This is a genomic window from Crocosphaera watsonii WH 8501 (genome assembly GCF_000167195.1).
In the GTDB taxonomy this organism is placed as follows: Bacteria; Cyanobacteriota; Cyanobacteriia; order Cyanobacteriales; family Microcystaceae; genus Crocosphaera; species Crocosphaera watsonii.
On sequence record NZ_AADV02000052.1, the window covers coordinates 1 to 22,612 of the forward strand.

Genomic DNA, 22,612 nt, shown 5'->3' on the forward strand with positions numbered 1-22,612 from the left:
GGAGGGGGGGGAATAAATCGACCGCTACATAATTTTGCATGAAAAATATACATAGACACACATGGTTTGGCTAGGCTCTTTAAGGTTCTATTAAGACTACCTTATAGAAGTGCAAAATTTGCACGAGTCTAAATGCCATTAGTTGCGCTGGTTGTTTGATTAATTGATGGGCTTGTATTCGAGATAAGACTTCAATCAGAGTAGCTACACCGCTATATAAAACTTACTCAAACTTACTCTCTACTAATATGAGTAAGTTTAGACAAGATTGAGTATGTTTTTGGGAGCAGCATCGACCCCTCTCTCATATAACCCAGATTCCGCACTTCAAAAAGTAGCATTAAATACTACAAGCCTGGGGTTAATAATTAAGTATAATTGCTTAAGCTCTTGAAGACAAAAAAGTGGGATAATTGCTTAAGTTGTTTCCTCTGTAAAAAAAGAGCGAAAAATGTCTTATTTAGAAGAAATACAAGTTAAAAATTTAGACCATTTAGGGATAGTAGCTGGTTTAATTGATGAAATAGGAATAGTCAAAATAATTAATAATAAATTAGGAATAGATGTTAGAGAAAAAATCTCAGCAGGTACAGTAGTTAAGTCTATTTTAATCAATGGACTAGGATTTGTTTCAAGACCTCTATATTTATTCAGTCAGTTTTTTCAAGATAAAGCCATTGAGAAATTGTTAGGAGAAAGAATTAAACCTGATTACCTTAATGATGATAAAATTGGGAGAGTAATGGATGAATTATATAAATATGGACTAAATGATATTTTTATTGAAGTAGTTTTAGAAGTAATTAAAAAAATTAAAATAGACCTTAAATACTCCCATTTAGATTCCACATCATTTCATTTAGATGGAGAATATAAAAGGGAAGAAGATAAAGAGAAACAGGAAGAAGAAAAAATTATTAAAGAAAGACCAATTCTTATTAAGAAAGGATATTCTCGGGATCATAGACCAGACTTAAAACAATGTGTCTTGGATTTAATAACAAGCCAAGATGGAGATATTCCATTATTTGTGAGAGTAGGAGATGGAAATGAATCTGATAAAGCTGTATTTGGAAAAGTTTTAGTAGAATTCAAAAAGCAAATAAAGTTTGATAGTATCATGGTTTGTGATAGTGCTTTATATGGTCAAGAAAATCTCCAACTAATCCAACATTTAAAATGGATAACGAGAGTTCCAATGACCATAAAAAAAGCAAAAGAATTAGTGCAAAATATAGAGGTGGAAGAAGTAAAAGATGAAGATAAAGAAAAAAGAAGTGACCTAAATTTAGAAAGTTATACCTGGAAAGAAGAAATTGTTACTTATGGTGGAATCAAGCAAACTTGGTTAATAGTCTTGAGTGAAAAAAGACAGAAAAGTGATTTGGAAAAACTAGAAAAACAACTTTCCCAAGAAGAGAAGAAATCCCAAAAAGTTCTTAAAGAAATACAATCTGAAGAATTTGAACATCCTCAAGCTGCTCGATATAAATTAAAAGCTATTAATAAAAAATTGAGATTGTTGGAAATAAAAGAAGTTGAACTGATTGAAACTTACTCGAAAAAAAAGGAAAAGAGTTATAAAATGATTAGTCTGATCATCAAAAAAGATAAAGAGATAAGGTGATTTCTGATAAAGGAGATCCCTTACGATCCCCCCTAAACCCCCTTAAAAAGGGGGGAATAATTGGAAAAGCAGGTATATTCAAGTGTGGAAATCACCTAAGTAGAAAGACTAAAGAAGCAGGAAAATTTATTTTAGCAACTAACTTAGTAGAGGAAAATAAATTAGAAGCTAGTGAAATTCTGATAACTTATAAAAACCAGCAATCTACGGAAAGAGGATTTCGATTTTTGAAAGATCCCTTATTTTTTACTGATAGTTTCTTCGTTGAAAAACCAGAAAGAATAGAAACAATGTTATTTTTAATGTCTTTGTGTTTGTTGATTTATAACTTGGGGCAAAGAGAATTAAGAAATTGTTTAAAAAGAGTCAAAAAAGGAATAAATAATCAAGTAGGGAAAGTAACATTGCGTCCGACTTTGAGGTGGATATTTCAATGTTTTCAAGATATTCATTATGTGATTTTAAACGGAGTTAAACAAATTGTCAATTTAACAGAAGAAAGGCGTTTTATATTGAGTTTATTACCTGCATCTTGTGAAAGATATTATCTATAAATTGAATTGGATAAAGCAAAAATAATAAAAGAATAAGAGTCTAATGATATCAAATGAGAAGAGGAAACTCTCCTTCGTTTGTGCTGAGTCTTGCTAAGTTTTCAATGAGTATAAATCTTCTTAATTTGATTATTTTTCCTAAAAATTTAATGAAAAGAGAAATATTCTTGCCCAGGTATGATTTTCGGACTTTTTAAAACTATGTATTTTTTTATACTACATTTTGAAGTGCGGAATCTGGGTTAAAATCAACCCGAATTAGACAAAGATGAAAAGATAAATCAATCACTCATTTTTCCAAAAAAATTATTAATAAAATCTCTAATAGTACTAGATTGTTAGAATAAAATATGCTATAATTTAATTATTAAAGCAATTTACCTTAAACTGATTTAATGAGTCCGAGTTATCCCCGAACCCCTCGTCAAGTAATCAACTTTAGTAAACAGAAAGGAAAAGAAATAATCGCTAATTTTGATGGGGGACTAATCACTTCAGATGCGGGGATTGTCTGGATAGCTGAGTTGGATAAAAAACTGGGAATTACGGAGAAGTTTGGTAACTGTTTTCAAGATCATCGTCATCAATCTTATGTAGATCATTCCGTTCATGAGTTATTAGCACAAAGGCTTTATGGAATTATTTTAGCCTATGAAGATGTCAATGACCATGATAAATTACGTCACGATCCTGCCCTTAAGATCGCTTTAGAAAAGCTTAATGAACTTGAAGATAAAAAGGGATGGTTAGCTGGAAAAAGTACAATTAATAGATTGGAATATTGTCCTGAGACTATTCTCGACCAAAAAACGAGTCGTTATCATAAAATAGAACCCAACTTTGAAGCCATTGAAAAATCTTTTGTCGAATTTTTTTTAGAGTCTTATAAAAAACCTCCCTTAAGTATTATATTAGATATGGATGTCACGGATGACCAAGTACATGGTAATCAAGAAGGGGCATTTTTTAATAGTTATTATCACGGAGTATGTTATGCTCCTTTATATATTTTCTGTGGGCATCATTTATTAGTTGCTAAACTTCGTTCATCTAATGTAGATCCAGCCGATGGAGCCTTAGACGAATTACAAAGAATTATCGGACTAATTAGAGAAAAATGGTCAGAGACTCATATCCTAGTTAGGGGTGATAGTGCCTATGCCCGTGAAGAAATCTTCTATTTTTGTGAAAATCAGCCTTTAGTTGATTATGTTATAGCTATGGGGACAAATGGCGTTCTTAAGTTACGAGCGGATGATGTAATTGAAAAAGCCAAACATGAATATGAAAAAAAACTAGCTCCAATAACTGAATTAATGGATAGTTTATTTCAGAAAAAAGAAGATTTAGAAGAAGTTAAAAAATTAGTACCAATTTCTACTTGGTATCGCTCTATTAGTTATAAAACAGAAAAGTCATGGAGTTGTCAAAGAAGAGTAGTGACAAAAGTTTGTTATGGAAGTGATGGCTTAAAAATGCGCCATGTGGTGACATCTTTGCCCGCTTCAAAAATTCCACCCTCAAAACTTTATACAAAAAAATACTGTCCGAGAGGCGAGATGGAAAATCGGATTAAAGAACAACAATTAGACTTGTTAGCTGATAGAACTTCAACTCAAACATTTCAAAGTAATCAACTAAGATTATGGATACATTCCTGGGCTTATGTTCTCATAAATGCTTTTCGTCAACACTGTTTAAAAAAAACTTCATTGGCTAAAGCAACTGTGGGAAGAATACGTCTAAATCTTCTTAAGTTGGGAGCCAGAATAAAGATTAGTTGTAGAAGAATTATTATCGCTATAGCTAGTGCTTGTCCTTATCAAGATATTTTGTATATTGCTAACAAAAGAATTAAAACTATTCCTAATACTGGATAAGTAGAATAAGTTGTTTTTTAAAAAAGATATCTATCATAAGTTGTTGACTGACTGATACTTTCATTTAGTCTTATTTATAGTGGAGAAAATCAAAAGTTAATATAATTATTCCCTCTTAAACTCAATTTTTGGATAATCAAAGTCAATTTTTTTATTCATCTATATTCAAAATTTCTATTAGTCCTAAAAATTATCATTTTTCATCTCTGGATTGGGCTTTCAAATTAATTTGTGAGAAATCCGGGTTAAGCATTGTCTATCTTGCCTTAATTGTTACTATGAGTGAGGAACAAAATAGTTGAAATATGTTCTCAATAATTAGTAACAACAAGGAGAGAAAATGCTTTATCTTCTCGATTTTCAGGTAGAATACGGTCCGAACATGACTCAAACCGATCTCTTCTCCATTTGGTCAAAAGAAGCAGAAACGGTACTAGAAGCCAAAAAAGCTGGTGTTGTGGTAGATTCATGGAAATGTGTAGGGGAAAGAAGGGTTATTGCTATTGTTAACGTAGATTCTCCCGATATCCTTGATCAAATCCTCTTTACTCTACCTATTATGAAAGCAATGGGACAATATGTTAATGTTAAAGTGACATCCTTACGTCGTTATGAAGACTTTGCTGCCGATGTCAACCAATGGCTAAACGAAGCAAAAAATTAAGGCGAGGTTTGATAGTCAACGATCGCAATATTCCATTCTCCCAGTTGACTGGTTTGAAAGGCCACTTGAGATCCATCCCCTGTAATGGTAGGTTGTCTGACAGAACCGCGAACATTAGCAGTGAGTAGAGTCGATCTTTGTACCCGGCGATCGTAAACCATCACATCTGGTTTACCCCGTTCCGTGGAAACATAAACCAGATAACGTCCATCAAAACTCAACCCAGGTTGATCTTGACTGGAATCTCTACGATTAAGATTAGGTAAAGAAACAAGGCGTTTTTGTTGTAAGTCAAAAAGATAGATATCCCGATGACCTTGACGTTCCGAAGCAAAGGCTAAATAACGACCATCTCCGCTATAGGTTGGGTATTCTTCAGGGGACTTGGTGTTGAGTCCTCCTGTGGGTATTTCTGGGGTGATCAGAAGGGGATGACGACAGCCAGACAAGCCCATCCCTATTAGTAAAATAGGAAAGATAAAAATTGGTAAAACTGTATTTTTTATGGACAACAGCAAACCTATTTTTTCCGTGATAAAGTCTACTGTTCTAGACTATCCCCCCATAGCACAATCCGTCAACATAGATGAAAAGACCAAGATTATAGATTAATATTAAGTTATGTAAACATTTGCTAGTATCTGTGAGTATTTTAACAGCTTATAACAGTCTCCAACCTCCACAAAGACGCAGCTTAGGGTCTTTGCTGGTCATAGGTTTATCATTTTGGATTAGCATTACCAACCTATTGCCTACCTTACCCACCTACATTAGAGAACTTGGGGGAACCCGTTCTCAGATTGGTTTAGTGATGGGTAGTTTTGCCATTGGATTACTTTGTTCTCGTACTTCTTTGGGCTATTTAGCTGACAAAAAAAGCCGTAAATTAGTGCTTTCTATTGGCATTATTGTAGCAGGACTTGCTCCTCTTGGTTATTTATTAATTAACTCGGTTTTTCCTTTAATTGCAGTTCGTGCTATTCATGGGGTAAGTATTGCTGCTTTTACCACAGCTTATAGTGCTTTAGTTGTTGACTTATCCCCCATCAAACAACGAGGGGAATTAATTGGTTATATGAGTTTAGTTAATCCTATTGGTATGAGTATTGGACCGGCTTTAGGTGGTGCTTTAAAAGAATTTTCAGGTTATCCTGCTTTATTTATTACTTCAGCAATTTTCGGATTTTTAGGCTTATCTTTATTATTTTCAATTCCAGAAAAATCCTGTGTTAACCAACCAAAAAATACTTTTTCTCAAGGCAATAGTCGTAATTTTAAGCAGATGTTATCTAGTCATTCTTTAATAATACCTGCTTTAATCTTATTGATGATTGGCTTATTATTTGGGAGTTTGATCACCTTTTTACCTTTATTTCTCGAAGAAACAGACTTAGGATTTAGTGCCGGTTGGTTTTACACAACAGCAGCGATCGCTAGTTTTTCCTCCCGTATTTTTTCAGGACCTGCTTCTGATCGTTATGGACGTGGGCCTTTAATAACAGTTAGTCTTATTTGTTATTTTGTTGCTATGATTTTGTTAACACAGGCAACAGGTGGCAGACAAGTATTATTAGCAGCAATTTTTGAGGGTATTGGTGCAGGAACTTTACTACCGATGATGATTGCTTTAATTTCTGATCGATCTTCTTCCTACGAAAGAGGACGAGTTTACTCTGTTTGTTTAGGGGGTTTTGATCTAGGAATGGCTTTTGCTGGTCCATTAGTAGGAAGCTTAGGAAGTCATTTAAGTTATCAAACTATTTTTACATTTACTGGTAGTCTTGCTTTGGTCGCTTTTGTCTTATTCATTAGTCAATCTAACTATAATTTTCAGACTTCTTTTAGTTTTGCTTTAGGTAAGGAAAAAGATTTATATGCTTTTGATGATTAAACCATTAATAATTAGGGTTTGCTGAATAAAAGCAAAACCCTATTCTTTAAAAGGTTACACCCATATTCGCGATCGCAAAAAAGATCAGCTTTGTCGGCTACAAACCGCTATAATTGGTAGAAACACCTCCCAGTTGTTGGTCAAGAACAAATGTATCGAAAAGAGGAGCAACCTTTACCGCCCCCAGAAAAATTTGAATTACCTTTCGAGGGCAAATTGTCCCCCAATAATCGTTGGGTAATCATGGCAGAGTTGATACCTTGGGATGATTTTGAGGAAGAATATGCTAAACTTTTTTCAGCAGAAAAAGGTGCGCCAGCCAAACTATTTAGAATGGCATTAGGGACATTAATTATTAAGGAAAAATTAGGAACAAGTGATAGAGAAACTATAGAACAGATTAGAGAAAATCCCTATCTACAATACTTTATAGGTTTAAATTGTTATCAACAAGAGCCACCACTGGAATCTTCAATGCTAGTTCATTTTAGGAAAAGAATTGATGGAGAATTGATAAACAAAATCAATAAAAAAATAGTAAAAAGAGAAATAGACAAGAGTGATAAAGAAGTAAAAAAAAAGGATTGTCTCCAAGAAAAAGGAGAAAAAATAAAAAACAAAGGTAAACTAATTTTAGATGCGACTTGTGCGCCAGCAGACATCAAATACCCAACGGATTTAGGCATATTAAATCAAGCCAGAATTGAGACAGAAAGAATAATAGATAATCTTTATAAACCATTAAGAGTAAAATTGAGAAAAAAGCCGAGAACTTCTAGAAAAATTGCTAGAAAGGAATACTTAAAAGTAGCTAAAAAACGAAAAGTATCTTATCAAGAAAGAAGAAAAGCTATCGGGAAACAGTTAAAATACCTTAAGAAAAATTTAGGAAATATAGAAGACTTAATTCAAGCTGGGGCTTCCCTGGAAAATCTGAGTAAAAGACAGAAAAATTGTCTAGAGACTATCAAAAAAGTTTATGAACAACAACAGTCAATGTGGGAGAATAAGACCCAGAGTGTTCCTCAAAGAATTGTAAGTTTAACTCAACGGCATATTCGTCCAATAGTGAGGGGAAAAGCAGGAAAACCAATAGAGTTTGGAGCTAAACTCTCAGTAAGCTGTGTAGATAACTATGTGTTTCTAGGCAAAATAAGTTGGGAAAACTTCAATGAATCTTGTCATTTAAAAGAACAAGTAGAAAAGTATAAAGAAACGTTTGGCTATTATCCCGAATCCGTCCATGTAGATAAAATTTATCGAACTAGGGAAAACAGAAATTGGTGTAAGGAAAGAGGGATAAGAATCAGTGGTCCGAAGTTAGGAAGACCTCCGAAAAATGTCAGTGAAGAAGAAAAGAAACAAGCCCACTCCGATGAATGCTTCCGTAATGCTATTGAGGGAAAGTTTGGACAAGCTAAACGAAGATTTAGCCTAAATCTCGTGATGACAAAACTCCCTGAAACCTCCATTACATCTATTGCTATTACATTTTTAGTTGTCAATCTTTCTAAACTTCTGAGGCAGTTTTTGTCGCTTTTTTTGTCCTTATTTACTAATAATAGAACAAGGGAACTCATCAAACCGCCTTTCATTAATTTTGATTATACTTTAAACAATTTTTATGTACTAAAACTTATTGATTTGTCAGAAAATTCTTGGTCAAAAGTGGCATAAATTTTGGAGAAACTTTTTCAGCAAACCCTAAAGTAGGATATCAAAAAGGATATAATCGAAAAATCAAAGATTTAGACAATTTTAAGCAGTTTGTTCAGATTCATGGCAGTAAAACTCAAGAAGAAATGGCAGAAATCTGGCCCACTCCTGTTAGCGATCGCACCATAGGAAAAGCATTGAAAAAAATTGGCTATACTAGGAAAAAAAAACTTACGGATATAGAGAGAGAGATGAGAAAAAAAGACAAGAATTTAGGACAAAAATCGGAACAAAGAAGAAAGAAGAGTTAGTATATATTGATGAATCAGGGATAGACAATAGAGAAGATTATGGATATGGGTGGAATGAAAAAGGGAAAAGATTTTATGATTTAAAGTCAGGAAAAAGAAGTCTGAGAGTAAGTATTCTGAGTGCATTGTGCGAAGGTAAATTAATAGCACCTTTAACATTTGAAGGATCTTGTAATCGTGATGTGTTTCAAAAATGGTTAGAAACCATGCTCATTCCAAATCTCAAACCAGGTCAAATAGTAATCTTAGATAATGCTACTTTTCACAAGGGAGAAAAAATTAGACAATTAATTGAGTCTGTTGATTGTGAATTACAATACTTACCACCCTATTCACCAGACCTCAATGAAATTGAACATTATTGGTTTCCTATTAAAAATAGAGTGAGAAAATCACAAGGAACAATTGAAGATTTTCGAGAACGAGTGGATCTTGCTGTTAAATTAACGTCCTAACCTATACTTCGACTGCTATAAAGTTTTGTTTTTAACTATAAAGCTTTTTGATAAATCATCAGACTTTTTATGACGTTTACATACACCCCAAAAACGTTTCGACATTATTTCTACACCAAAGGGGTGTTTCATTAAACAGTACGAAAATACTAAGGTAAATACTATTTTTTCTCTAATGTTGAAAAAAACACTAACTGGTTTGTTATTAATCTTAACAACGCCCTATTCAGCGATCGCAGGGGTTGGGACATCAGCCCAGGTATTTGCTCCCTCCAGTATTTAATAATATTAAATTCTATTCGTCGTTTTATACTCTAGAGCTTACAAGTTTTTACAATTGTGTCTACAACAATCAGGATCTTGTTCCCGAAAACTGTATGACCGCTAATCTTAAACAGGAAAGCATTTTGATGCTGAGTAGTCTCTCCCCTGCTAGAATTTGTCTAGTAAGGGTGAAAGGAAAAACATGGCTAACGAAAGAATTCAGCTAAATATTCGTATGGACAATGAGCCAGAACTGTATGAAAAAATTAAAGAACGAGCATCTATCCTTAACTCTAGTGTTAATGAATTTGTGATTAACGCTCTGAGTGTTGCTGTTGGTTGGAGTATTCCTGTAGATGCTGTCAAGATGCTAGAAAAAATTAATCAACTAGAAAAGCGAGTTCAAAAATTAGAACAGCAGCAAAGGGAAAGGTAATGATATTCCAAAACAATTCAAACATACTAACTTTGTCCTAATGTGGTGAAATTCGTAACTGGCAGTTTTGGTTGACTACATCGTATACATCAGAATCAATCTGATTATTTTTAGAATTCCCCAAATACGAAATTTAACTACCATCACCTCCCACTGATTCAGATTCTTTGACTAAACATTACCTAAAAGCCTAGCTTAACCTATCTAGATTTTAGACGTAGTTAGATGAGTTGAGTTAAGTGGCTCTTAAAGTCTATTAGTAACTTTTTTGTTTTAAAATTACTCAAAAATCCATTATTAGATTGCCCAAAAACAGTTGACGTTTGGCTGGTTCAATCAGATGTTCAATCACCCAAATTATCATAGATTCAGTAAAGGACTCTCCTTGAATAACTTGAGCCAGTTGCGATAAATCATGAGAGAGGAGGATTGTTTGGATCTGTTGAGCAAGCTGTCTGCCACGTCTACCATTGAATGTCCCATCTGGAAATGTCTCCCAAGGAATATCGGATAATGATAATGCTTGGATATTTTCGGAGTTGGCGGTGCGGCAGCACTCGCGTAGCGAGACCGCCGTTAATGGTTCTTGGTTCGATGTCCCACTCCCATTAGAGCTATCTCCAGGATTCTGTTGATTATTATTAATCTCAGTCAAGATACTCTCATTATCCCTTGGCTGCGGTTTTTCTAATTCATCCACCAACCAGGGGTCAATTAACAAATCAACATTTTGCCCTGTGCTGTCATCCGTTGGCCTTTGGTCAATCAACAAATCAACATTTTGGCTAAACTCCGCTTGATGAGTAACTTTGACGGTGTTGATAGACGGTGCAACATTTTTATCAACATCAACAAAATGACAAACCGACCGAGGGACGATCAACAAAAAATGGTTCTCTAATTCCACACTAATGTTCCCATTCTCGTTGGGGTGGCCCATACCATCAACCCACTGGTTAGGGAGAATTTCCACCCTGACAGGCACTTTGAGTAAAGACGGTTCGTTGCCAATTTCTTTTACAGTAGTAGTCCCTAGAGATGAGAATCCAGATTTTGTTGATGTAGATTTTTGTTGATGGAGGCGATCAACATTTTTAGTTTGACCTACATTCCTTGATTGATCAGGTATTAAGGGGGGTGGCGACTCAAATTGTTGATTTGTTGATTGAGTTTTATTTCCTACCCCTGATACTAACTCTGAATTAACCTCATTTTTCGTTACGGATGGTTGATGACCAAATGGGGTGGAGTACACTGGATTAAACTGAGACTGGGTTATAGTTTTTGCCTCATAGCGTAAATGGATTCCCTTACCATGTAAAATCCCGTATCCAGCTTCTGCTAATTGGCTGAATAATTTCCGAATAAAATCGGCGGTCGCTTTTTTACATTTGTTGATACAGGAATGCCATTCTTTACTTGACGCGCAGCGATCGCCCCCCCTGTCTTGGTCGCCCATTGCTGAATTTCTGCCATAAACCCTGACAAACCTTCTGTTTCAGAATTTTTACGGCAATACACCCATTGGTTTTGAATCAAGAAGTATTGGGCTAAATAAACCGCCCGTTTCATGGTTTCACCAGATATAGTGCTTTCTGGTGCTTGTCCTAATAGTACCGCTTCTACTAGGTGCAGCACTAAGGCTAATCGCACAGTATAGGCTTCTAACTTAGGATAAATCCCTTTGAGACTCAAATGAGTTTCTGCGTTCATTAAATCGACTAAATAATGTTGCCAATGTTGAAAAATTTTCCTGGATTCTAAGGTTAAGAAATAACGACTGGATGGTAATTTTCTTAACCCACGATAAAGGGAATAAAGTAAGTCTTGAAATACTTCAACATCATTCCCCTCATCGTCAACAAAGTTTTTATAGGCAGGGGGAAATGGGGGGGCTGAAATTAACCATCGGGAAAGAAACCCATCTAAGTCATCTTGTTGTTCAATTAAGTTATACATCAGACTTAATTGATACCCTGCACTACGAGAAACCGCCATCTTTTCTAAGAAGATAGAGTCATCATTCACCCGATCCCTTATATACATATCCCCATTGAACTCGGATAGATCAATTTCTCGGTCATTTCCTTTACCATTACGATACTTATTAAATCCTTTTAAATAAGCTCCCCATTCATCGTGATGAACTAAAAATCCCCTTGGAGATTTGGCATGAATTCTTATTTGTTCTTCAGGGGTACAATCAATGAGCATAAATCGCTCTCTTTGGGGTCGTTTTAAGTTTTTCTCTCCTTGCTCAATGGCTGCGTCATAATCTTTTAACTCTTGTTGATATTGTTGGAGAGCTTCTTTTTCTAGCTTTTTCAGGGGAGCTAAAATAATCTTTTGTAAGGGAGACTTCATTTCCCCTGTTTCCCCTAATAATAGGGTACGAATAAGACAAGGTTGACTATACCCAGAACGTTTTTTAACCACTACTTCTGCCCCTGTTCCCACACAGGATGCAGCCGTGGCTAGAAGGGTAACAATTAATCCTTCCACTGGCCCTGGCATTGCGTCAGCACAATTGTTCATTAATTGAGCAAATTCTTGGGAAAAGATTTGTTGGGGATCTAAGCGATAGTTTCGACGAGATAGCAGGTTTTGAACTTGAGTAATAATTTCAGGTTTAATCTGTTCTACGTCAAGTTCTTGGGCTAATTGTTGCCAATAACGGTCTAATTGTTGTGAGGGAATATGATACTGACAGGATAGATAAAAGAGGGCTTCTTGACGGTCAGAACCCGTTACTCCCTTCATGATTAAACGGGTAACGGCTTCTTTAAGTGTTAACTGTTGCTCTTGTTCTAATGTGTCCTGTTGTTCATTAGTGAATGGATTAGAAGAATTATTAGTCACAGAATTGTCAGAAACATGGGTAGAAGACTGAGAATAGGATGGAGCTATTTTTCCATTTATATTGTTAGATTGTTGAGGAATAACCTTACCTGTGTTTTGCCCTCTGGGACGCATTGAGTGATTCCCTAAACTTTCCGAAGGGCTTGTTTCCCTGTTAAGGGTTTCCTGGAACGAAGAAGATTGAGATTTAAAGGGAGATTGCCAGCCGTCTTCTTTAGCCCACTGAGCTAAAGAACCAATACTAATCCCCTTACTGGGTTTAAAAGAACGCCATTTGCGCTCACAGCCCCCTGGTTTATACTTGCTCGACTGCCGACTCCAGTGTTCCCAGTCCCACAACAACCCATCAGACACACTCTGTAAAGCCATCCCCACTTGTACCCATTGGTCATAATCGTCGGCTCTCCAAGATGCTAAGGCTTCGAGATAGGATCTCGCCCAATCTTCATCTGTCCATTTCTGAGACGGGCTGTATGTCCCCTTAGAGGAGTAAACAGGGGGGTAAATGGGTTGAGACTCATCAGAATGAGTTTGTCCCCCTTGTAACTCATTTACAGGCTTATGGGGAGCATTTTCTGATGAACTATTCTCTGTACAAGGAAGCTTTAAGGACGGAGAATCAGAATAAACAGGTTGATTTTGTTGTAGTAGAAATTCGATTAACCAATCTGGTGCGATCGCCGTTGCTACATCCTCACCATTTTTCTCTGTAAGTTCTTGGTTCTGAGCATTTCTCTGTGCGCTTTCTTCAGGGGATACTAACCAATGATATTGTCCAGTTTCTGGATGCTTAGACGGAGGTAACACCGACTGACAGCCATCCCACCGAAATTCTAAGTGCTGTCCTTGGCCACAATCGATTTTTACGGTTTTTATCTTCTCCCAGTATTCGGGACTAATACGGTAAAGTAGCTGTCGCCGTCCTGGTTTTCCTGATGTCCAACAGGGGGTTAAGGGTAAGTCACCTCCTGATAGTTCCTGTAATTTGGCCTCGGCTAAGTCTCCATCCGCATCAATGGCTAGTACCCCACCTGATACTGTTCCTAGTCTTAATCCGATTCCTGTCCAATGACAGTGCCACTCTTTACCGTTACTGCTTTTTAATTTTTGTCCAGCGACCAGTAATTCGATGAGGTCACAACGGGCGATCGCCTCCTCCTCTTGCCAATTCGGTCTTAAGGGTCGTTTATCTTTTACCGGAGTTAATACCCAATTGTCAGGAATTTCTGACAGAGCTAATGACCAGTCTGAAGGAGATTGAGGGAATTTGATTTCAATCTGAGTTGATTTTGAGGACGATTGATTTTGGGGCGCACTTGCCTGTCCACACCCAGATACGCTATCTTTATACATATACGCTATCCTTGTACCCGATATTTGCGGTACATAGTAATTGAATACAAAGTGCAGAACTCAGCTAATTGTTTCATCGCAATTTGGGGCTGAGTTTTCGCACATTTACGCACTCAAGTATAACTCTATAGCGGTTCAATACATAGAATGGCAATGTAAATTTTTTTTAAGCGTTTCTTCTCAGGCGAGTTTTCTGTATGTAAGCTAATGCGTCCTCATCAGCAAACAGATAAACAGAATCAGCTTTATAAGCTTTTACTTGAGGTGGCAATCTATTTTTAGGGTTTCCTGTAATCAAATAATGAACATATCGCCGAGAAACCTCTAATTCTTCCGCTAGTTCCTTGACTGTCCAATATCCTGGGACACTTGGTTCTTTTCGCTTCAAAGGGGGATCGAAATCTTCAGGTTTTAATGGCACTTGGTTAGGGGAGTTAACAGTAATCATGGGTCAAAGTAAAGATATCAGTAAATTAAAACAAAATCTATAACATTTCTCGACCAAAACATCTTTTCCTCTCTACCCCTATTTTAAGGCCAACTTTGAGATCCCCCAAAGCGAATACAGTATTTTCGTAACAAAGTAGTAATTAACTGGCACAAGTTGGGAACACTATTCAAGAAACCCCCTAATTCCAAATTTTTGTCTAAATTAAAGCCATGCAGAACATATTTACTAAAAAATTCAAATCAATAATTCATCAGTTTAATACTCCAGATAATTTGGGAGAAGCTGAATTAATGATACCAATGAATCGAGAACAACAAATTATGTTCAAAAAATTAATGAATAAAATTAGAAAAAGAAAAAAAATACAATTAATATTAGGATTTTTTTTAGGTTATTTGGGGGGACACCGTTACTATATTGGAGATTATCTAATTGGAGCAATTTACACGGGGATTGGCTTAATAGCATATCATCAATCTGAATCATTTTTAGCTTTTATAATGATAGGAGCTTGGATTGATTCCTGTTTATTAATGAATAGAATTGATAAGTATAATCACACAAACGCAGTACAAATAGCTAACAAAGTTTCAACATCTGAGAATCCTGTTATTGATCACGCTCTTGAAAAGGCATCAGAATATGCTTTAGATAATGATTTTGAATCAGCCGTTAAAGAGTTAAAATCAGTGTATTCTTTAACTAATTGTGACATCAGTTTAGTTTTTAAAGAGAAGCTTAATGAATATCAAAATAACTTTGATAGACAACAACTTTATAACGCAATAGAAGAAGCCACGCTTACAAATTTTGAAAAAGCGATTATCAGGCTAAAAAAAATTGAGGCTTGTTCAAATTTTTACGAAGAAGCCCAAATCAAAATTGCTGAATATGAAGAAGAATTTAAAAAACAACAAATTGAAAGAGAAATACAAGAGAAAGAAAAAAGAGAGAAAAAAGCCTATCAATTGTTTGAAACAGGAGTTAAAACGGCAGAAGCAGGATTGTTGTCACCTGCATTAATATCTTTAAAACTAATTCAAAAAAATACCAAAATATATGAAGAAGCTCAAATCAAAATTGCTGAATATGAAGAAGCTTTAAAGCATAAAAAACTAGCTCAAGAAAAAGCAAAACAAGAAAAAGAAGAGGAATTAAAACTAAAAAAACAAAAACAAGAACAAGAAAAACAAGAAAAATTAGCAGATCAATTACTAAAGAATGCTGCAATTTTTGCTAATCAGGAAAATTATTCGCAAGCTATACAAGTATTAAATACGATCTCTCATCATCTTCAGGCTTACCAAACTGCAAAACTTCATATTGATCAATATAAAAAGAATCAAGAAAATCTTGAAAAACAAAGAAAAGAATTAATTAAAAACTTACCTAATGTTATTTGTATTATTCATAAAGGTAAGCCAGTAGCGGCGGCATTTATCGATCAAACTCTTTATGTTATTGATTCTTTAGAACGGAAAAACACAATAAATGGAATAATGGGAGATTGCACTACTACCAGTGGTGACTTTATTATTAGTCATTTAATCGTTCGGAATGATAGTCCAAAAACTCGTTCCATCTCGGCTTCTCAGATAGTTTTACTTGATGATAAAAATCGTGAATTTAGTGTATCTTCTGAAGGAATGTCAGCCTTAGTTATGTCAGGAGATAAAACAGCAGAATTAGTATTTACTGAAATTCAACCAGGGTTAGAAAAATACATTTCTATTGTCTTTGAAATTCCATTAAATAGCAAAGATTTTCAACTAAAAATACCAGGTGGGGGACTGTTTAGCCAACCAACTATTCTACCTCTGTCAATTGCTGTATAACTAAACTGATCTCATAACCAATATATGACTTGTTGTACTAAAGATGTTACAAAGTTTAGATTTTTACTCTTCCCCTTCCATCAACCCAGACAACAACTCAGTCAACTCTTCTTGGTCTTTACCTCGATTATCGTCATAAATCATCAACGTATCAAGCTGCTTATGGCGAGATATAGCAGTCGAAGTATAGGTTAGGACGTTAATTTAACAGCAAGATCCACTCGTTCTCGAAAATCTTCAATTGTTCCTTGTGATTTTCTCACTCTATTTTTAATAGGAAACCAATAATGTTCAATTTCATTGAGGTCTGGTGAATAGGGTGGTAAGTATTGTAATTCACAATCAACAGACTCAATTAATTGTCTAATTTTTTCTCCCTTGTGAAAAGTAGCATTATCTAAGATTACTATTTGACCTGGTTTGAGATTTGGAATGAGCATGGTTTCTAACCATTTTTGAAACACATCACGATTACAAGATCCTTCAAATGTTAAAGGTGCTATTAATTTACCTTCGCACAATGCACTCAGAATACTTACTCTCAGACTTCTTTTTCCTGACTTTAAATCATAAAATCTTTTCCCTTTTTCATTCCACCCATATCCATAATCTTCTCTATTGTCTATCCCTGATTCATCAATATATACTAACTCTTCTTTCTTCTTTGTTCCGATTTTTGTCCTAAATTCTTGTCTTTTTTTCTCATCTCTCTCTCTCTATCCGTAAGTTTTTTTTTCCTAGTATAGCCAATTTTTTTCAATGCTTTTCCTATGGTGCGATCGCTAACAGGAGTGGGCCAGATTTCTGCCATTTCTTCTTGAGTTTTACTGCCATGAATCTGAACAAACTGCTTAAAATTGTCTAAATCTTTGATTTTTCGATTATATCCTTTTTGATATCCTACTTTAGCTTTATAGCTTCCTGTTTCTTCTTTTTTCTTTAACCAAAGGTTAATTGTGTTGCGACTTATTCCAAATAAACGACTGGCTTGAGTTTTCGTCATTCCTTCATCGATCGCATTTATGACTTTTGTTCTTAAATCATAACTATATGGAGCCGGCATTGTAATGTTTATCCTATTTTCTTTAGTATTCCTATTTTAACCCAAAATGTCCTAATCTATGCTTCGACTGCTATAACTTGTATTTCTTCTAAATAAGACATTTTTCGCTCTTTTTTTACAGAGGAAACAACTTAAGCAATTATCCCACTTTTTTGTCCTCAAGAGCTTAAGCAATTATACTTAATTATTAACCCCAGGCTTGTAGTATTTAATGCTACTTTTTGAAGTGCGGAATCTGGGTTATAAATCCCATCTCCCCCCAAACGACGACCCTTATACTTGAAATCTAAGGCAATAAACAACGGATCATCCTCTGTTATTCCCTCCCTCTCCTTTAACCATTCCCCTAACGCAGGAGTCGTTCCTTGACTTAAACCGATGATCTCAGCCTGTGTCCCCTTACCCTTGCCTAAAATCCGTAATTGACGACGATTAACATCAAAATCCCCCACATTCAGTAAACTAACCTCATTGCGCCTCAACGCATTATCCCAAAGCAGCTTCAACAACGCATAATCCCGTTTCCCCTCCGGTGTCTCTCGGTCACACAACGCCAACACCTTCATATAATCCGTTGGGGGAATTCCCGTCGTATCACGATATTTTCGCACCTTTTCGCTCTTAACATCCTCTAACGTATAATCACAGACCCCCAACTTCCGTCCCATAGCCACTAACGCCCGAATCGAAGCCAAACGACGATTCACCGTCGCCTCCTTCAACCCCTGCTCAAACAACAACGCCTTATACCGTAACACCACCCTCACGGAATTAGCACAAGGGAGATGAAGAAACTCTAAAATCGTATCCGAATTAGGGGAAATACCCGTCATAACCTCAAAAAAATGCTCAATATCTCGCTTATAAGCCCGTTTCGTGTGAGGCGATCGCAAGTCACCCAACAAATGAGCTAAGACATTGGGAGGAGCATCTAAATCGCCAAAATGCCGATGAATAGGAGCTTGTAAAGAATTTTCTAGAGCGCGAACATCCCGTTTCATGTCGCTCTTGATAATCGGGGTTTTCAATAACGTAAGACGTTATTATTAAAATATCTCTATTTTGGGGTGTTGGCAATGAGAAATTTTTTAGAGCATTGTTACCTTGACGACATTAAGTGGGAATACTAAGGAAAAATTCAAACCTAAATTATTACCGCTCACAGTAAATGACTTCAAAATTAATAGATAGGAACTTAAATGTCTTCTCTAGAAACTAAACCATTAAGCGAGAGATTTGAACATTTATTATCGGTGATGTCGGGAAACCGATTTCTTCAGAAGCAGGGAATTGGCAATGAAGTTCCTTTTTTTATCTGCCCCTATCAACCAAAAGACAGTATGGAGATGGAACAAATTCAAAAGCAGTTGATCAAGCAATTGCATCAAAAAGGAGTTCATGTACTAGAAATTAACCTCTACGATCTAACTATTGAATTGCTCCAAGAACGGGACATATTTGAACAAATTCTTGAGGTAGAATCGTCGGTATCTAAAGAGGAGTTAAAAGAACTTTTACAAAATGTATTGGATTCTGCGGAACATCTCATTCCTGCTATTTCTAAAAAACTTCAAGACAGTGAATTCCATATTCTATTCTTATCAGGGGTTGGTGAAGTTTTCCCTTATATTCGCTCCCATAATGTTCTCAATAATCTACAAAGTAGAGCTAAGGATAAACCAACTGTGATGTTTTTTCCAGGAAAATATACCCATTCTCTGGAGTCGGGAGCTTCCCTCGATTTGTTTGGACTTTTACAGGATGACAAATATTATCGGGCATTCAATATTTACGAATACAAAGTTTAAGGAAAGTTTTATTATGAAGTTAAAAACTATTTTTAATAAGCAAGTAGATCGTCCCATTGAAGGGGTAATTAAAGCTGATGCTAATGATGAGGTTAGTCTTCATATTGAACTTGAAGAGTATGTTCTCACTAATGAAGTAGAAAAACGATTAGAGGATTTTTTAGAAGCTTATAACAATTATACAGGGGTAAATGGAGTCTGGATATCTGGTTTTTTTGGCTCTGGTAAATCTCACCTGTTGAAAATGTTAGCATTGTTGTTAGAAAATCGTAGGGTAAAAAGTCGTCCAGTTATTGAGAGATTTTTGCCTAAATGTCATGATAATAAGATTCTACAGGGGGATTTAAAACGAGCCGTTACTATTCCTTCTCAAAGTATTCTTTTTAATATTGACCAAAAAGCGGATGTTACCAGTAAAAACGAATTTGATGCCTTATTATCGGTTTTTGTCAAAGTCTTTAATGAAGCGTCTGGTTATTATGGAAAACAAGGTTATATTGCTCAGTTTGAAAAAGATTTAGATAGTCGAGAACTCTATGGTGACTTCAAAATAGCCTATGAAAAGGTGTCTGGAAAACCTTGGGAACGGGGACGGGAACAGGTGCTTTTAGAGAAGAAAAATCTTGGCGTTGCTTATGCTGAAATAACAGGGGAAGCAGTAGAAGATTCAAAAGGAATTTTAGATCAGTATCGTCAAGATTATAACTTATCTATTGAAGGCTTTGCTAAAGAAGTTAAGGCTTTTATTGATAAACAATCTCCTAATTTTCGGCTTAATTTTTTTGTAGATGAAGTGGGACAATATATTGCAGAAAATGTCAAACTAATGACCAATCTTCAAACCATTGCTGAAAGTTTAGCCACTAAATGTCAAGGTCGTGCTTGGGTCATTGTTACAGCACAAGAAGATATGGAAACGGTATTAGGAGAAATGGGAAGTCATCAAACTAAGGATTTTTCCAAAATTCAAGACCGTTTTGCTAATCGCATGAAGTTAACCAGCCGTGATGTGGCAGAAGTTATACAAAAACGTTTGTTGATGAAAAATGAGGAGGGTATTAAAATCCTTTCAGAAATTTTTGAGGCACAGCAACATAATTTCCCCACGCTGTTTAAATTTACGGATGGTTCTCATCAATATCGTAATTTTCAGGATAAAGACCATTTTGTTCACTGTTATCCCTTTATTCCTTATCAATTTACCCTGTTTCAGTCTGCTATTCGTGGACTTTCCCAACATAATGCCTTTGAAGGAAAACATAGTTCGGTGGGGGAACGTTCAATGTTGGGGGTTTTCCAAGAGGTTGCTATTTCTATTGAAGAACAGGAAATTGGTCGCTTGGCTACTTTTGATTTAATGTTCCAAGGTATTCGTTCAACCTTAAAATCTAATATTCAAAGTGCGATTATTCTAGCAGAAGATAATCTGACTAATCAGTTTGCTGTTCGTCTTCTAAAAGCATTATTTTTGGTTAAATATGTAGAAGGATTCAAGGCTAATTTACATAATCTATCTGTTCTCATGTTAGAGGAATTTGAGCAAGATATTTCAAAGTTAAGAAATCAAGTTCAAGAAGCTTTAAACTTACTAGAACAGCAAATTTATATTCAGCGAACAGGTGACTTATACGAATATTTAACGGATAAGGAAAAAGATATTGAGCAGGAAATTAAAAATACAGAAGTTGAAGTAAGTAAGGTTTTGGAAGGGTTAAATACTTTAATCTTTGATGAGATTATTAAAACGTCAAAAATTCGCAATGGAGAGGGAACACAAGAGTATCCCTACTCTCGTAAAATTGATGGGACACTTTATAAACGGGAATATGAGTTAAGTATCCAAGTGATTACACCGTTTTCTGGGCAACATGACCAAGAACAAACTTTACAGATGGAAAATATGGGACGAGATGAGTTATTAGTTATTCTTCCTTCTGATGACCGTTTAGTCAGTGATTTAATGATGTATAAAAGGACGGAAAAATATATTCAACAAAATATTTCAGTGATTCAACAGGAAGCAGTTAAAAGCATTTTAATGCAAAAAAATCAAGGTAATCAACAACGTTATGGTGAGATTAAAAATAGAATTAAAACTTTATTAGGAACAGCTAAATTATTTGTAGCAGGAACTGAGTTAGAAATTAGTAATAATGATGCTAAAAATCGGATTATTTCAGGTTTTCAGGAGTTAATTAACCGTGTCTATCATAATTTTACAATGTTAGCAGGTGTGACTTACAAAACCGAACAAGTTAAGGACTTTCTACAACAGTCTCAAGACAGTTTATTTGTCAATGATGTAACGGTTTTAAGTGAATCGGAAAAGGAGGTTTTCAGCTTTATTCAAATGAACGAGAAACGGGGGTTGCGTACCTCAATGAAGTCTCTGACTGATCATTTTGAAGGTAAACCCTATGGTTGGAGTGAGGGGGCAATTTTATGTGTGGTGGCTAAACTTTGTGGGAGAGGAAAACTAGAAATACAAACAGAGGGCAATTCATTAGAAGGAGAGGCATTAGCTGAGGCTATTTGTAATTCTCGTAATCATAATAATATTTTATTACAGCCACAACAAGAATTTACTTCTTCGCAGGTACGGAAACTTAAGGAATTTTATAAGGACTTTTTTGATCAACCTTGTGGAGAGAATGAACCCAAAGCTATTTATCAGAAAACCAAAAAAGGATTTAAGGAACTTCGCCAGTTTATTAAAGAAAGGTTATTAGAAGTAGAAAAATATCCTTTTCTATCAATTCTAGAACCCGTTATAACAACCTTCGATGATATTTGTAGCAAACCTTATGAATGGTATCTTACTGATTTATCCCGTCAAGAAGATGAATTATTGGATTTCAAAGAGGGTGTGATAGATCCCATTCGTAGTTTTATGCAGGGAGGACAAAAACAGATTTATGACGAGGCCAAAAATTTGTTAGACTCTCAAAAATCTAACTTTAATTATATTACTGGCGATAACTTATCCCAAATAACAACAGCACTCGAAGATACCCAATGTTTTAAAGGAAATCGAATGCAGCAAGTTAAAGGGTTAATGGAGTTGGTAACAGCAGAAATATCAAGACAAGTTAAAACCGAAATTGAACAATGGCAGGAAAATATCAGGGTTTTACAAAGGCGTATGAGTAATATGACAGAGTTTTCCAAACTTTCAAGGGAACAACAACAAGAACTTATTAAATCTTTTGAAGACTATATAAGTTCAATTGCCCAAGAATCTTTGATTGCTGTGATTCGCAGTACCTCTCAGCAGTTTGAAACGGATATTTATCCTCAGTTACTCTCAAAGATGACTAACTGGGTTGAAGAAATTTATCTTAGTAAAAATCAATCTAATGGAGAATATACTATCTCTTTATCAGGAAAAAACAGTCGGTTTAAAGAGTCAAAGACTCAATATATATCTAGTCAAACGATTAAGGTTAGTTTTGATAAAGCATGGCTGCTAGATGAACGGATGTGGAGCGGTCCGAGCCTGAGTGAT

Annotated in this window: 13 protein-coding genes and 3 pseudogenes; 10 read left to right on the forward strand and 6 right to left on the reverse strand. The window is 35.4% G+C overall.

All coding sequences use genetic code 11. The features are described from left to right. Positions 1-451 precede the first annotated feature (451 nt). From CWATDRAFT_RS18670 to CWATDRAFT_RS18685, 3 genes and pseudogenes are all read left to right on the forward strand, one after another. Positions 452-2,181 (forward strand): annotated as a pseudogene (locus CWATDRAFT_RS18670) (IS1634 family transposase). A 395-nt stretch (positions 2,182-2,576) separates the two neighbouring features. Beyond that, positions 2,577-4,061, forward strand: a complete 1,485-nt coding sequence (locus tag CWATDRAFT_RS18680) for an IS1380-like element ISCwa5 family transposase (protein WP_007306506.1) — start codon at positions 2,577-2,579, stop codon at positions 4,059-4,061. Positions 4,062-4,401: 340 nt separating this feature from the next. Then, entirely contained in the window at positions 4,402-4,725 is a 324-nt protein-coding gene (locus CWATDRAFT_RS18685) for a muconolactone Delta-isomerase (protein WP_007306507.1), read from the forward strand. On the opposite strand, the gene CWATDRAFT_RS18690 is transcribed toward CWATDRAFT_RS18685, so the two are convergent. Then, positions 4,722-5,180, reverse strand: a complete 459-nt coding sequence (locus tag CWATDRAFT_RS18690; protein WP_007306508.1) for a TolB family protein — start codon at positions 5,178-5,180, stop codon at positions 4,722-4,724. The two genes, CWATDRAFT_RS18685 and CWATDRAFT_RS18690, sit on opposite strands and share 4 nt — an antisense overlap. A 188-nt stretch (positions 5,181-5,368) precedes the next feature. Between CWATDRAFT_RS18690 and CWATDRAFT_RS18695 the strand changes: the two genes are divergently transcribed. The 4 genes and pseudogenes from CWATDRAFT_RS18695 (at position 5,369) to CWATDRAFT_RS18715 (ending at position 9,738) form a co-directional block, all read left to right on the forward strand. Continuing rightward, on the forward strand, positions 5,369-6,616 hold the full coding sequence (locus CWATDRAFT_RS18695; RefSeq protein ID WP_007306509.1) for an MFS transporter: 1,248 nt from the start codon (positions 5,369-5,371) through the stop codon (positions 6,614-6,616). A gap of 150 nt (positions 6,617-6,766) precedes the next feature. Then, positions 6,767-8,293: an IS5-like element ISCwa2 family transposase gene (locus tag CWATDRAFT_RS18700; protein ID WP_007306510.1), complete on the forward strand. Its 1,527-nt coding sequence runs from the start codon at positions 6,767-6,769 to the stop codon at positions 8,291-8,293. 29 nt (positions 8,294-8,322) lie between these two features. Further along, positions 8,323-9,038 (forward strand): annotated as a pseudogene (locus CWATDRAFT_RS36015) (IS630 family transposase); the annotation flags it as partial. Between the two features lie 466 nt (positions 9,039-9,504). After that, positions 9,505-9,738, forward strand: a complete 234-nt coding sequence (locus CWATDRAFT_RS18715) for a hypothetical protein (RefSeq protein WP_157134113.1) — start codon at positions 9,505-9,507, stop codon at positions 9,736-9,738. 283 nt (positions 9,739-10,021) lie between these two features. Here CWATDRAFT_RS18715 and CWATDRAFT_RS18720 read toward each other — a convergent pair whose 3' ends face one another. The 3 genes from CWATDRAFT_RS18720 to CWATDRAFT_RS18730 form a co-directional block, all read right to left on the reverse strand. Further along, a complete protein-coding gene (locus tag CWATDRAFT_RS18720; RefSeq protein ID WP_007306513.1) occupies positions 10,022-11,197 on the reverse strand; it encodes a hypothetical protein in 1,176 nt (391 codons plus the stop codon). After that, positions 11,080-13,950 (reverse strand): DUF3987 domain-containing protein, encoded by a 2,871-nt coding sequence (locus tag CWATDRAFT_RS18725; protein WP_007306514.1) that lies wholly within the window; start codon positions 13,948-13,950, stop codon positions 11,080-11,082. Before CWATDRAFT_RS18725 ends, CWATDRAFT_RS18720 begins: the two co-directional genes overlap by 118 nt. 166 nt (positions 13,951-14,116) lie before the next feature. Continuing rightward, a complete protein-coding gene (locus CWATDRAFT_RS18730; RefSeq protein ID WP_007306515.1) occupies positions 14,117-14,398 on the reverse strand; it encodes a MerR family transcriptional regulator in 282 nt (93 codons plus the stop codon). A gap of 275 nt (positions 14,399-14,673) precedes the next feature. Between CWATDRAFT_RS18730 and CWATDRAFT_RS31845 the strand changes: the two genes are divergently transcribed. Beyond that, positions 14,674-16,236 (forward strand): TM2 domain-containing protein, encoded by a 1,563-nt coding sequence (locus tag CWATDRAFT_RS31845; RefSeq protein WP_198139002.1) that lies wholly within the window; start codon positions 14,674-14,676, stop codon positions 16,234-16,236. Between the two features lie 191 nt (positions 16,237-16,427). Here CWATDRAFT_RS31845 and CWATDRAFT_RS36020 read toward each other — a convergent pair. Together CWATDRAFT_RS36020 and CWATDRAFT_RS18750 are read right to left on the reverse strand one after the other, a co-directional pair. Continuing rightward, positions 16,428-17,299, reverse strand: a pseudogene (locus CWATDRAFT_RS36020) (IS630 family transposase). 158 nt (positions 17,300-17,457) lie between these two features. Continuing rightward, the gene (locus CWATDRAFT_RS18750; protein WP_198139003.1) at positions 17,458-18,327 is read right to left on the reverse strand and encodes a tyrosine-type recombinase/integrase; all 870 of its coding nucleotides are present in this window, start codon (positions 18,325-18,327) and stop codon (positions 17,458-17,460) included. A 171-nt stretch (positions 18,328-18,498) separates the two neighbouring features. On the opposite strand from CWATDRAFT_RS18750, the gene CWATDRAFT_RS18755 reads away from it, so the two are divergent. Beyond that, the gene (locus CWATDRAFT_RS18755; RefSeq protein WP_007306519.1) at positions 18,499-19,107 is read left to right on the forward strand and encodes a DUF1788 domain-containing protein; all 609 of its coding nucleotides are present in this window, start codon (positions 18,499-18,501) and stop codon (positions 19,105-19,107) included. A gap of 13 nt (positions 19,108-19,120) precedes the next feature. Next, on the forward strand, positions 19,121-22,612 hold a 3,492-nt coding region (gene brxC / locus CWATDRAFT_RS18760; RefSeq protein ID WP_007306520.1), incomplete at its 3' end, for a BREX system P-loop protein BrxC.